11 protein-coding genes and 1 pseudogene are annotated in these 13,888 nt (G+C 34.9%); 3 read left to right on the forward strand and 9 right to left on the reverse strand.

The window, feature by feature from the left end:
* The 7 genes and pseudogenes from ACP6PK_RS03890 to ACP6PK_RS03920 form a co-directional block, all read right to left on the reverse strand.
* Complete coding sequence (locus tag ACP6PK_RS03890; RefSeq protein ID WP_426557926.1) at positions 1 to 1,452, reverse strand: HAMP domain-containing protein; 1,452 nt, start codon at positions 1,450 to 1,452, stop codon at positions 1 to 3.
* A gap of 156 nt (positions 1,453 to 1,608) precedes the next feature.
* Positions 1,609 to 1,860: pseudogene (locus ACP6PK_RS03895) on the reverse strand (Uma2 family endonuclease); the annotation flags it as partial.
* Positions 1,861 to 1,959: 99 nt separating this feature from the next.
* Positions 1,960 to 2,184: a hypothetical protein gene (locus ACP6PK_RS03900; RefSeq protein WP_426557928.1), complete on the reverse strand. Its 225-nt coding sequence runs from the start codon at positions 2,182 to 2,184 to the stop codon at positions 1,960 to 1,962.
* 540 nt (positions 2,185 to 2,724) lie between these two features.
* On the reverse strand, positions 2,725 to 2,865 hold the full coding sequence (locus ACP6PK_RS03905) for a hypothetical protein (protein ID WP_168186520.1): 141 nt from the start codon (positions 2,863 to 2,865) through the stop codon (positions 2,725 to 2,727).
* A 251-nt stretch (positions 2,866 to 3,116) separates the two neighbouring features.
* A complete protein-coding gene (locus ACP6PK_RS03910; RefSeq protein ID WP_094673836.1) occupies positions 3,117 to 3,956 on the reverse strand; it encodes a substrate-binding domain-containing protein in 840 nt (279 codons plus the stop codon).
* Positions 3,957 to 4,227: 271 nt separating this feature from the next.
* Positions 4,228 to 4,662: a hypothetical protein gene (locus ACP6PK_RS03915; protein ID WP_094673835.1), complete on the reverse strand. Its 435-nt coding sequence runs from the start codon at positions 4,660 to 4,662 to the stop codon at positions 4,228 to 4,230.
* Between the two features lie 3 nt (positions 4,663 to 4,665).
* Complete coding sequence (locus ACP6PK_RS03920) at positions 4,666 to 6,093, reverse strand: SLC13 family permease (protein WP_426557931.1); 1,428 nt, start codon at positions 6,091 to 6,093, stop codon at positions 4,666 to 4,668.
* 324 nt (positions 6,094 to 6,417) lie between these two features.
* Here ACP6PK_RS03920 and cysC point away from each other — a divergent pair, with 324 nt between their 5' ends.
* On the forward strand, positions 6,418 to 6,999 hold the full coding sequence (gene cysC, locus ACP6PK_RS03925) for an adenylyl-sulfate kinase (RefSeq protein WP_094673834.1): 582 nt from the start codon (positions 6,418 to 6,420) through the stop codon (positions 6,997 to 6,999).
* Between the two features lie 751 nt (positions 7,000 to 7,750).
* On the opposite strand, the gene ACP6PK_RS03930 is transcribed toward cysC, so the two are convergent.
* Positions 7,751 to 8,899: a phytanoyl-CoA dioxygenase family protein gene (locus ACP6PK_RS03930; protein ID WP_426557933.1), complete on the reverse strand. Its 1,149-nt coding sequence runs from the start codon at positions 8,897 to 8,899 to the stop codon at positions 7,751 to 7,753.
* Positions 8,900 to 10,352: 1,453 nt separating this feature from the next.
* Entirely contained in the window at positions 10,353 to 11,471 is a 1,119-nt protein-coding gene (locus ACP6PK_RS03935; protein WP_426557935.1) for a RuBisCO accumulation factor 1, read from the reverse strand.
* A 653-nt stretch (positions 11,472 to 12,124) separates the two neighbouring features.
* Here ACP6PK_RS03935 and ACP6PK_RS03940 point away from each other — a divergent pair.
* Positions 12,125 to 13,063 (forward strand): response regulator, encoded by a 939-nt coding sequence (locus ACP6PK_RS03940; protein ID WP_426557937.1) that lies wholly within the window; start codon positions 12,125 to 12,127, stop codon positions 13,061 to 13,063.
* A gap of 29 nt (positions 13,064 to 13,092) precedes the next feature.
* On the forward strand, positions 13,093 to 13,794 hold the full coding sequence (gene ubiE, locus ACP6PK_RS03945; RefSeq protein ID WP_426557939.1) for a bifunctional demethylmenaquinone methyltransferase/2-methoxy-6-polyprenyl-1,4-benzoquinol methylase UbiE: 702 nt from the start codon (positions 13,093 to 13,095) through the stop codon (positions 13,792 to 13,794).
* Positions 13,795 to 13,888: the final 94 nt, after the last annotated feature.

Consider the following 13,888-nt stretch of genomic DNA (forward strand, 5'->3'; position numbering starts at 1 on the left):
TTATTCTAAAAATTCTACATCTATTTCTGATAGAATATCATTAACTAAAGGAGTAGGTTCAGGATATTCCTGCCGATAAACATTAATCAGTTCTAATAACTCCTCACAATATTGAACAGCGTGGTCAACATTCCCATAAATAAAACTCACAGGATTATTAAGTTCGTGAGCAATTCCTGCCACCATCCTTCCTAAACTTGACATTTTTTCTGTATGAACTAATTGAGCTTGATTACTCGAAAGTTTTGCTAAAATTCCTTCAGTTGTCAACAGCTTTTCTAAAGTTTCTTCCAATTGCTGCATTTGATGTTTAATTTTTCGCTCCCGTGCTTCGAGTTGTTCTGCCATTGAATTAAATCCTTTGGCTAACCTATATACTTCATCATTATAAATAACAGGAAGTCTAATATTTAAGTCACCACTAGCTAACTTTTCTGTAGCGTTAGTCATCATAAAAACTCTACCTGCAATTAAATTTGATACTAAGTAACCCACTAGAATAGCTATTACCGATCCTAGCAAAGACAATGAACTAATCAAAATCCAGAAATTTCTTTTTGTTATTTCTAAATCTGTTATGTTAGAGAGAATAACTAATTGTAATTCAGTAGCATATAATCCTAATAGAGTTATAGTTTTAGTAATATATAATTGCTCGCAAATTCTGATTTTTTTGAAGTTATTCTGAGATAATTGTTTGATTTGTTCATCAGAAAAATCGTAAGCTTTTGGGAAACTAGAAGCAATTATTTCTCCCTTTTGCAAAGCAATAATATCTTCACTTATTCCTTGAGTTACTTCTTCAAGTAATTTATCGCTGACAGCTCTACCGAGAATAAGACCGCCAATAATTCCTCTATTAGATTTAATTGCTGCAGTTCCTATTAATATAGATGGTGCTGGTTTTTCTGCAGTAATAATGCTAGAGAAATCTACCCCATTAATTACCTGTGAAATTGCTGTTTGATTAGAGATTTTTGCCTGGTACAGTGTGGAGCTGCGCAAATCTGCTAACTGATTACCATTTTTGTCTACAACCTTCATTAAATCTAGAGATAAATTTATTCTTAAAGGTAATAATTGTTGTAAAATTTCTGTTTTATTTTTTGATTGTAATGCTCTTTTAATTGTTGTTCCCTCCACCAGTAATTTAGCATCTAAGTGCATTTCCTTGATTTCTTGTTGGAATTCTCGCAAAATCAATGACCCAACATCTTTTACTTGTTGTATCTCCTTTTTTTCCGTATATCGAGCAAAGAAATAACCAATACTCAAGGTTCCAGAAATCCAGATTCCGAGGAATACTAAAACAAACGGCAAACTAATTTTTTCCCTTAAAGGTAGATTGGAATAAGGGTTTAACTGAAAATTTTTCACTAATTCAATTAAAGGAAATAAACGTCTATTAAATACCTTTTTATTTATAATTACTTGGTTTTTAATGCCTATCATTTTTTTATTAGCTAATCAAAAAGAGAATATAGATATTAATCATAGTCTATACCCCATTCTAAGACAGCTATATATTATTTGCCACTTTCCCTTGCTCCCTTGCTTTTTCTCTTGCTTCGTCGGCTATCCTGAAGTGGAAGGGACTTCTATCCCTATTTAATTTTCTGTCTCAAATACTGCGGAAACTTTTAAATTAATGGCCTTAAATCCAGGAGATGATACTAAATCATTACCAGAAAAGCTACCCACTTCTGTATAAGTATTTCCTGTTAATTCTAAGACTAATATGCTTTGATTTTCTGGGTCAACAATCCAATATTCAGGAATACCACAATCTTGATATTGAATTCTCTTAGCAATATAGTCTCTTTCTCTTTGTAACTCTCCAGGACTAACAACTTCAACAACTAATAAAGGAGGTTATTTCAGTTATCAGTTATCAGTTATCAGTTATCAGTACCTCAAGCAGAAGTATCGGAATTGAAATACCTATAGAAAATATTTTTTTCATTCCCTTGGAAGGGGAGACTTAAGACCTTGACCTCGGACTTTACGATGACCTAAAAGTAAAGCAAATTTTAGGAATAAAAAATTAGCAATTTCAACATTTAAACCTGATTCTGGAGGTACTTCAATTAATTCTCCATTAAATAATTCAGAAAAATTTTCTGAATTATCATTATCTGATAAATATTCTTCAAAACTTTGAAATTGATGGTTAACTTTTAGCATCAGATTAATTGCTCCATGAATCAATATTATTTTTTCAATGAGTTAAAAAAAAAGGCGTTAGTTAACTGAGCTATGAAATCTAAGCAGGGTATTATAAGAAACCGGGTTTGTTGAAGATAGATGTAAGTATGTTCAATAATTAATAATTCGGTAAGAATTGATTTGATGATTGGATTTTGGCAGATATCTAATACACCCCATCTCCCCATCTCCCCATCTCCCCATCTCCTCATCTCTCCACACTCCCCTACTCCCCCACTCCCCTACTCTCAATCTATAATTTTAAATAGACCCCAAATGGGTTCTATAGGGGACTTATATTTGACGAAAAAGATAATTTAAGGTACAAAAAAGTTCATGTAAACCTATTAATTCTGACTCCTGACTTCTGACTCCTTTGAAGTACACTAACTATTTGTAGCAAACATTTATAAAATTGCTGTTATACCTTAATTTTTCGGTAAGATACAGCAGTTTCCGAAGCTATGAGGTACGGTTGTTTTTATTCTTTTCTATTCCATATTTCCTGTTCCCTCAAACCTAAAATTTTGTCATAACAACAGGAATTGCTGTATCTAATATCAACTCGATTTCTACACTTGAAAAATCATAGCCACCCATCACCAATGCCAAAAAAATATCAATAGATAGCATAAAAATTTGTAGGGGTCTGTCTACCAAACCCCTACACCAACAATCTTTTTTTATAATAGGATTACTATACCAAATCCAGTTATTATAAATACCTTATCCTTCACCAGGTTAAACCTAAATTTATTCTCCTCAAGAAAAGTCTTACTATTATATTAGCTAAATCGGAAAAAGTGACAACTAATAATTAATAAAAATCCTTGCCGATCAACGCTGACTGCCGATTGCATATCCCTATTTATATCTAAATATTAGTGTCTGAAAAGAATATTGTTCCAGACCTAATTTTTGTCTACAACTATATAATTAGCTAATTCTAATTTTTCCTTAGCTTCTTGACTGACAACAAAATCAATAAATTCTTGAGTTCCAGAAGTAGGTTCAGGAGAAAAAATAATCCCGATAGTTTGACTCATTTTATATTTACCATTCTGTATATTAACTTTGTTAGGAAAGGTATTATTAATACTGAGTATATTAATACTAAATTCTTTTAGCTCTTCCGAGTTTGGCATAACACCAATACTGTAAGGTGTAGTTGCTACAGCTTCAAGAATTTCATCGTCTTCTTGAAAAATAATTGCTGTTGAAATAACTTGAAGATTTTCTCCTAAAATATTTTCTCGCAAAATCTCCTTTTCTGTTTCATCTTCAGGTATGTCTAATAAAACAATCTTAGCATCAGGTCCCCCTAACTCTTTCCAGTTGCTAATAGTACCATTGTAGATACTTTGAATTTGCTCCGTACTGAGATTAGAAACTCCTTTAACATTTTCATTAGTAATCAAAACCAGGAAATTTTTCACTATAGGTATGTATTTAAAATTTTCTGGTGTTTCTGCTGCTGTCAATTCCTTACTAATAACTCCGATATTAATTAACCCATCCTGAACACCTCTAATACCACCACTACTTTGACTACTAGGCATAAAAGTAATTTTAATGGAGTTATTTTTATAAGCATCTGCTAATATTTCCATGATGGGATAACCTTCAGAAGAACCACCTATTTTAATTTCTTCCTGAGCAGTTTCTTGACTCCCACTATTCCCTGTACAACTGGTCACGGTTGCCACAGTTAATATTCCCATAAATGCAATTAATAAATTTTTCAGTTTCATATATTACTCACTAAATAAATGAACTAAACTATGGCAGGGATAAAAAGAATGAGGAACATTCAATAATTGATAATGGATAATTGATAATTACCTCTACCTCAAAGGAAGAGGATTGAATAAAACGAAAATAAATTCATTGTTTCTCTTGAAATAGAACGCTTTAAACCTTAATTATTCGGTAAAAAAACATATCCTAGCCTAAAATTCATCATCTTCAATCAAAAAAATAAAGTGAGAATTTGACTTCTAACTTCTAACTTCGTTAAAATTCCTAATCTTCCTCAATATACTCTGCTATATTTGGTAATTCTCCGATTTTAGCAGTAAGTAATTGCGGACCAGCAATCACAATTTTTGTTGCACCTTCTTCTACAACCTCAAAAATATATTCCTCTATAGTACGTCTTTCTACTACTTCCTGACTTTCTAATTCCACTTCCTTTCCTTTTGCTTTGCGTTTCACCCGTTTCAAAACATCACCAGCTAAAGCGCGATAACCTTCCAACATAGAATTTTGTAATTTATGCAAAGGATTAGATCCCAACCAACCACTCTGCCCCAATTCACCAATAACATCATGAATTGAGTTATTATTAATAAAAAATACAACTCTCAATTTAGTTTGATTTTGTTGTGCTTCTGAGACTGCTTTCCACATTGCTTTATCGTAAGCGTAGGGGTTTGCAACCACCAACCAGATACTCATTTCTTACACTCCCAACCCAAATAAAGGCCAATAAAATTTCGCCATTACCAAGAATATCAAAGTCCCCACTAATTTTAGCAACAAGCCACGCTTAAAAGCTTCAGAAGGCGACACATAACCACTACCCATAATAATGGCCATTACCGGGGTACTAACTGGTAACAGAAAAGCTAAACCCGATGGTAGAGTAATACCCAAAGTCATTGCCCTTGGATCTATTCCATATTTAGCAGCCAAAGCAAGTCCAACTGGCATCAAAACTGCCACCGCAGCAGCATTACTCATTCCCTCTGTCAAAAAAGTAATAATCAAAACCATTGCCACAAAACAAACAATACCAGAATTAATCCACGATCCCAATAAAGTTTCTGCCAATGCTTGTGCTGCTCCCGTATCTCTTAAAACTGCACTTAGAGCAATAGCACTACCATACATCAAAAAAATACCCCAGTTAACATCCTCTTCTACTTCTTGCCAACTTGCTAAACCACAAATGAAGCTACACATCACCCCAAAAAAAGCTATTGTATCTAGTCCCCAAGCTTTTCCTCTAAAAATCCATAACAAAACTATTCCCGTCACTAATACCAATGTACCAACTTCTCTCGATGAAATTGCTCCAAGACTTTTTGCTCTAATTCCCAGAAATTTTCGGGCATTAGATAAAGAAACTACTTGACCTTTTCCTATTCGTAATAGTACAAAATAAGAAACTATTAACATGAGGACAACTAAAGGAATAGACCAAATAAACCACTCCACAAAGGTGATATCGTATTCTCCTTTTGTTGTGCTGCGCAAAACTCCTAATGCTAGAGGCGCTCTCGCACCCCCCAGTAAAGTTGCGATACCACCAATACCGCAACCCCATCCCAAGGCTAAAAATGCTGCTAGGCCAAAACGTCCACCTGGTTTAGCCCCTGCTGCTTGGACAACTTCTATAACCACCGGGAATAGCATGGCCGTGACTGCATAAGAACTAATCACAAAGGACATTACCGCTGAAAGAATTAAAATCGAGGCAATTAGGGTATTTTGACTATTGCCAAAACGGGAAACTACTGTTAAAGCAAGACGAGTGCTAAGTCCGGAGCGTTGAATGGGACTGGCTAGAATAAATGCTCCTAATACAAAGAATACTGCTTTGTTGCCGAAATAGGCATAAGTTTCTGTAGCGGACATGCTGCCACTGAGAGGAATTAAAAATAGTACCATTAAGCCTGTGACTGCTACTGGTAGGGTATTAGTTGCCCACAAGAAAGCTGTAACTCCAAATACTGCTAAGGCTCCTTTTGCTTCTTTTTCTACTCCTGTCATGGGAAACAGAAGAATACCTACATAGATGAGTGCGGCAGCTACAAACCAAAGCCAACGGTACTGAGGTTGACGAAGTATGCGTAACCAAGTACCAATATGTTTGATGTTTTCCATTGATGATGAATAATAAGTTTTAACGTAGAGATTTGATTATACTTAGTTACAGAATTTGAAAAGAGGGAACAGGAAGGATTAAAATTAAATTTTTATTGAAAAGATTTACTGGTAGATTCTTTTTTAGGGAGATTCAGATAATCTTTTGAGTTGACAATTACTTTTATTACTGATTTAGTATTTACATCTTAGAAAATTAGATATTAATTGTTACAAGGTAAATATTTACCTTATCATAGTCAACATCTTAAGTCAATAGATTAATCGAATTTTAAATCCCTTTTTTGTCAGGATTTAAACTTTGTTTTTAAGAGGATTTTGTCAATGGAAAATAATAATCAAACAGGTGTAACAGTATGGTTTACTGGTTTAAGCGGTGCGGGTAAAACTACTCTAAGTTTCGCTGTTGCAGAAGAGTTGCGATCGCTTGGTTATACAGTAGAAATTCTTGATAGTACCGTTGTACGTCAAGATATTGGTAAAAGTTTGGGTTTTAGTAAAGCTGACCGAGATGAAAATATCCGCAGAATTGGCTTTTTAGCCCATCTTTTAACTCGTAATCGTGTGATTGTTTTAGTATCTGCTATTTCTCCTTATAATGAAGTTCGTTCCGAGGTAAGAAAACGCATTGGGAACTTTATTGAAGTATATGTTAATGCACCTCTAGAAGTTTGTGAAGCACGGGATAACAAAGGACTTTATCAACTTGCTAGAGCAAGAGAAATTCAAGAATTTACTGGTATTGACTTACCTTATGAAGCACCAACTAATCCTGATATTGAATGTCGCACTGACTTGGAAACAGTCGCAGAAAGTAAAGAAAAAGTTATACTCAAAATGGTGAATTCAGGTTATTTAAAACCTCGTAATTTTCCCGATAGTAATGCTTATTTTTTCGAGATTTAAAAGAAGAATGGAAGCAGGAAGAAGGCTTCAATAATTGATAATTGATAATGGATAATTGATAATTACCTCTCCCTAAAAATCAGAGGATTGAATCAAAGGAATATTTTTTCTTGTTTCCCCTTTAAAGGAAAGGCTTTAAACCTTAATTATTCGGTAAATTTTGTATTTTGAAATAAAAGGGTAAAACGATAAAGATATCTATAGTAATCCCGGCATAAGTTGCAATATTTTATAGTAGTGGTTTGGTCTCCCAAAGCAAGCATAAATGGGATTAGGAAACCAAACCCCTACAGTTTTTTTCACAAATTATTTCCACTTACCAATGGATAATTGATAATTAAGCAGGTACACAAAATTAATTACACATTTTGTCATACTGAATCCTTTATACTGTATGCTTCATATCACATTAGGGTAGGTTATTTCAGTTATCAGTTAACAGTTAGCCTCCTACGGAGGAGCTTTCCTTCGGAATGCTAGCGCAAACATGTCGCGCAGCGTTTTGCCTGTCGCCGACATATAAAGCGGAGCTTTGCGTCAGCAAAACAGTAACCTCTGGCTGTTTGCGCAGCATGACAAACGGAAACCCAGAGGTTTGAAATAATGAACTTTTATCTTTTCATCCCCTTAAAAGGGGAGGCTTTGAACCTCTTTTTTTGGTAAACACTAAACAATTTTGTCATGGTGCTTATGCTCAAAAATAATTATCCATTATTAATTATCCATTATCAATTAATGAACTTCTTCCTTTTTAGCTATTTTGATAGAATTTCGTTCTTAATCTTTTTAATTCTGTCTCAAGTAGCTGATTTTGAGATTTTAATAACTCCAACTCTGTCTGAGAATTATACAGCTGACTTCGTAATTTTTCTAATTCTGACTCAACAGTTTGAAGTTGAGGTTTTAAGACATTCAGTTTATCCTGAGATTGTATTGCAATAGGTCGAAATTTTGCTAATTGCTCCTGAAATTGTAAGACTTCAGATTTTAATATTTCCATCTCATATTGTTCTGGATGAATTTCAATTTTTTCACCATTATAAATATGATTAACTACTTCTCCTGTGATAATATTCTTAACTTCTTTGAAATGAATTCTATGTATAAATGGATCGGAAAGTAAGGGAATATAATACATACAATCAGAAAAATAATAATGTGTCACCTGACTATATCTAGTTCGATTTTTATCTAAAACTGGACTGCCTCCATGAAGTAAATTTGCTGCCCAAATTAAAGCTTGTCCTTTCTTTACATAAAGTTCTACTTTTTCCAAACTATTGTGTTCAATTAATGACTGTAAAAACTCTTGATATATAGGATAAGTATCATAAGGTTTATTCTGATAACTGCCTGTAATTCCCAAATCGTTTAAATCAAAAGTTGGTAATTTCTGACTACCAGGATAATAATGTAGCGGACCGTTATTGGCATCTATATCTTCCAGAGCTACCCAAACTCCACACATAAATCTACTTGGAATTGAACTAAAATGTATACTGTCACTATGAGTAGTTTGTTCAGTACCAAATCTGAAATTTAGGGTTTGAAAAGGGATTGGTTCTCGCTGATAAAGTATTTTTAATAGGTTAATAATTTTAGGAGCAGTGGCAATTTTTTTGACATCTTGATTGAATGTCCAACCATCTTGAATTCTATCGTGATAAATCCAAGCTGATTCTACTCTGCCTTTGTCTCCATATATTGGAGTTAAATCTTTAACTATTCTATCTATAATTTCTCCAATATTTTCTATACCTAAGTCATCTATAATTACATAGCCTTGTTCTGCAAATTGTTTGACAAGTTCTTTGGTTTTATTGTCTAAATTTAACTGACTGAAAATTTGTTCAAAAAAAGGTGAATCTATCCAAGGCAGATTCATTACAGGAATTGTCATTTTTTTATCTAGGGAATAGGGAATAGGGAATAGGGAAGAGAGATTAGTAAAAAGAGAATAGGGAAGAAAGATTAGTATTACAGCAGTTTTCATTTGAGTAGACCACAGTAGGGATTAACCATGGTTACTCCCTACAAAGTTTTGGTTGTGACGATGTGGTTTATCCATCTGAAAAGCGCTGTAAAGTGTACCTCATTATACTCAAAAGTTTTGTAATTGCATCCTCATAAAATTGATATGTAATACCAATTTTATAAACTTAAACAACACTTGTAAAAGTATATATCAAGCTTGAAATCTAAGATGTAAAATTATTTCTAGCCTGACTTTAGGAAATTGCTAGAAACATTCAGCTATTAGCATTTAGCTCATCCTTTCCTGCGGAATGCTACCCAAACAGCTTTTCCTGGGCTATGATAATTTTTAATTCTCCAAGGATACTAATGTCTCCTGAGAGAATAAATAATGAATTAATCGGGGTTGCACATTAAAGAATGATAATAGATTTTAAACTGTATATATATTGAGAAAAGAATTATCCAAAAATATCTACTTTCAGATTTCATCATTCCTGATTGTGCAACGCCAATTAATAATATTAAATCCGTTGGCTTCAAAGTAATATAATTCCTTTGCTCGTCATACAATGCGTAGGGGCAAATGGCTATTTAGCGTTCCGCACAACGCGCGTTAACGCTACGCGACATGTTTGCGGAGCATTCCGTCAGGAAAACGCCCCTACAATATACATTCTTATTTTAAGATATCTTGTAACTAACTGCTCAAAAACTAATTCTCAATCTTTACATATTTCCTGCTAAAATTTGTATTTCCTACGGCTTTATATAGAATCCGGTTGAAAAGTCGTCCGCAGCGACGATAGGAAGCAATCTCGTGAAACCTCTGAGATTGCTATCCGTTCCGGAATGCTCCGCAAACCTTCCACTCCCTTCCAGTCGCTGCGGACGCAGGGTATAGTAATTATCCGGATTCTATATTATTGCATGAAAGTAGCGATAGAGCATCCATTGCCCAGCTATATCCCTCTCTTGCGATATTATTGATGTTATATTCATCTATTGGACAATAGTTATAGCTGGCTAATTAAACCTCAAAGCCTTTACAGGCAAAAGTTTCAGCCCCCTCCTACATCAACATTGATGTTATATTCATCTATTGGACAATAGTTAGGGCAGGCTAATTAAACCTCAAAGCCTTTATAGGCAAAAGTTTCAGCCTTTTTCTACATCAACGTTGATGTTCTATTTATCTATTGTCGAATAGTTACAACAGTTTCCGCACGTTATTATTGTCAATATGCACAAGCAAGTGTTGCAGCTATATGCTTTCATGCAACAAAACCATTTCCTACTGATAACTGATGTAGTAACACTCCGTGTTTGCGGAGCATTCCGGAACAGAAAGTGTCACTACTAACCGTTAACTGAAATGTTTATTCTTCAACTTGCCACAAGTCTTTAATAATTTCTTGATCGAGAATCTTTTTAGGTCTTAAGACTAACAAAGCTCTTCCAAGTAAAGGTATATTAGGTTCCTGATCAAACCACTGCATTACTATTTGACCGTCTTGGTCTACAATAAAATAACCATCTTCATGCCATTGACGTTGACTTCTATCAATAATTAATAAAACTTCTTCAGTAGTACCAGGTATAGGAGTAGGTAAGCGATCGCTATTTTCAATCAGCACTACTGGATCTTCTGCTTGCATGACAACTCGCCATCCGGGTATCGCTACCCAAGCACCCGCTCCACCAGAAAACTTGACTATTCTAAATGGTTCCACTTCTTCAACAATAGGTACCGCTTTAAAGTCTTCTGTGTTCAGAGGTAATTTTCCGACTACTGGTAAAATACGAGGTAACTCTTCTTCTTGCTCCAGTCGATAAACTGGTAAACGGGGAGCTGCTCTTTGAGAAACAACAGTAAAATCAGTTAATAGTTGTTCAAGTTGTTTTCTAGCTGTTTGAGAATCTGCTAATTTGAGACCTTTGGCAATTAGACGAGACCTATGTTGTAGGTCATTTTGTTGCCTTGCTTGTTTCCAACATTGATATGCTACTATATCTCCTGGTGCATCAGAAAATCCTTCTGGTATTGTTTTCATCCGAGCAAAATCTTTGATTGCTTTTGCTACATCTTTAGCATCATCCACATCAAGATTATGAGCAACTATAAACTCAGTTGCGATAATTCTTTGTTCCTGAGTTAAAATTCTCAATTCGTAGAGGATATCACTACCCGTTCTCTCGAAGCGTGATAGAACATTTGTTATGCTTGGCGATAAAGCATTTTCCTTAATATTGGCATTGACAATACTTGTATATACTTGAGACCCAACTATTACCTGATTTTGCTGTACTGGTTCAAATCCTGTTGCCTCAAATATTTGCTGAGAAGTATATCCAGCTTTTTGTAGAGCAGCACAAGCATTTCCCCACTCTACCCAATTACTTTCTTTGCGGCGCAGTAAACCAATTAAGTTTTCTGCATCTACTGGATTTGTTGATTTTTGTTGCTGGTTAGTAGAATTTTGTGGTGTTTCAGTCATAATTTAGAGGGCACTTTTTTTGTTTGCAAATAGAATATACTTTTGACCAGAAAATCAGGTCTCAAGACTCCCCTTTTAAGGGGATGTAACAATAAGGTTTGAGTATTTCCAGCCTCCTACTGGAAGTTAAACAAAACAAAACTACAAAACAGTTTCAAATATATACAGGCAGATGGTTCGATATTAACAAGGTGTAAATCCTTAAATATCAAGGCTTCCAGGCATTTTTAGGGAGCGACGTAATTCCTTTGTCTCGACTGACTTCCAGCTATTTTTACAACTGAAAAATGTCTAAGTACCACTACTTCAGTAGGAAGTGGTGTTAACTGATAACTGAAATAACCATGCTACCAAAGTTTGAGCAGTAGATTAGAGCCAGGCGCTTTTAACCCTGCTGATTTTAAATGACTCGCGGGATTTATTTAGTAGTCTCACTATGCTATAATATCTAACTATTATATATTGCTATGGCCTATAGATATTCTGGGCTTAATTGAAAATGCAACTGGCACTTAATCAACAATTAGCCTCATAAAGTAGTAAAGTAACAGTTGATAGCTATATAATTATTCAAAACTAGATATTTCTTTATAATTGATACATAGAATTATTATTATGCTACTTTAGAAATACAATTGAAGGGGTTTGTTTGAATGGAAGCAATTCCTCAACAGTTAGATAGCATTAGAATTCAACTGATGAGCCTAACCAGAAAAAAGAAACCTAAAATGCTGGTAGTAGATGATGAACCAGATAATTTGGACTTACTCTACCGCACCTTTCGACGAGATTTTAGTGTTCTCAAAGCTGAAAGTGGGATTCAGGCTTTGGAAATTTTGGCCTTAGAGGGAGAGGTGGCAGTAATTATCTCCGATCAAAGGATGCCAGAAATGAAGGGTACAGAGTTTTTAAGGAAAACTTTGCCCCAGTTCCCTAATACAGTCAGAATTATTCTCACTGGATTTACTGATATAGAAGATTTGGTAGAGGCGATAAATTCTGGACAGGTATATAAGTATATTACTAAACCTTGGGACCCCTGTGAGCTAAAGGGAGTTGTACAAAAGGCTGCACAGACTTATGAAGTTTTGAATCAACGTACTGAATATCTGGAAAAGTCTCAAACTCAATTGGATTTGTTAAATACGGTTGTTGATGTCTCTCAGAAGTCTGGGAGTATAGAAGAAGCTTTGGCAGAAATTACATCTATTTATAGTGAAACTTTTTCTACGGATTTATGTATTTTACAATTGATTGAGGATAATAGTTTAAGCTCGATTCAAGGATTGAGTAGTCAGCTTGGTAAGGTTGATAACTGGTTGGCTAATGACCCTCTGGTAATGGAAGCGATCGCTTCTGGGAATGTACAATCTGTGATGAATGTTTCAGAAGATACTAAGCTTTCTGATGTTTCACATTATCAAACTTCGGGTATAAACGCTCATATTGTCATTCCAATTTCCCATCGGCAAAAACTTCTAGCTTTGATGTCCCTCCAATGGCAACAACCCAGTACACTGCGCCCAGAAGAACTGAGTACAATTAATGTCTCAGCTCAATTACTGGCGTTGACTTTATATAGCTTTGAATAGCTTGAAACTGAAAATTTTGACTTAATTCTATGATTGATGATTCCACAGAGGTTCAGGCCATATTTAATAAAATTGCCCCTGTTTATGACCAACTGAATGATTTATTAAGTCTGGGAATACATAAAACCTGGAAACAAATGGCTGTAATGTGGAGTGAGGCTCGTTATGGTTCTACTTGTCTAGATTTGTGTTGTGGTAGTGGCGATTTGGCTTGGATGCTGGCCAAGTGTGTAGGAAGTACGGGTCAGGTCTTTGGGGTCGATTTTTCTGTGGAGCAGTTGGCGATCGCTCGTAAACGCCAACCCCCTTTATTGGGCAAGATTAGTCCTATTGATTGGGTTGAGGCTGATGCTTTGAGTTTGCCTTTTGCTGATAATTATTTCGATTGTGCTACGATGGGGTATGGTCTCCGTAATGTCTCGGATATTCCCCTTTGTTTACAAGAGTTATATAGAGTCCTCAAGCCTAATGCTAAGGCAGCAATTTTAGATATGCACCGTCCGAGTAGTTCGGCTGTACGAGGGTTTCAAAAGTGGTATCTGGATACGGTTGTAGTTCCAGTGGCTCGTAATTTGGGGTTAACTAAGGAATATGCTTATATTAGTCCTAGTTTAACCAAATTTCCTACAGGCTTAGAGCAAGTTAATTTAGCATATCAAGCCGGATTTGTCAATTGCAAACATTACCCTATTTTTGGAGGGATGATGGGAATATTAGTAATTACAAAATAATTTCTTTAGTAATTTTACTCAATGAAAAATAAGCACTCTTAATAGGAATAGGAGCAATATTTTTTGTGTTAGTTGAAATTCTGATAGATAAATT

Source organism: Dapis hubbardiae BLCC-M172 (genome assembly GCF_050016015.1).
Taxonomy (GTDB): domain Bacteria; phylum Cyanobacteriota; class Cyanobacteriia; order Cyanobacteriales; family Microcoleaceae; genus Trichodesmium.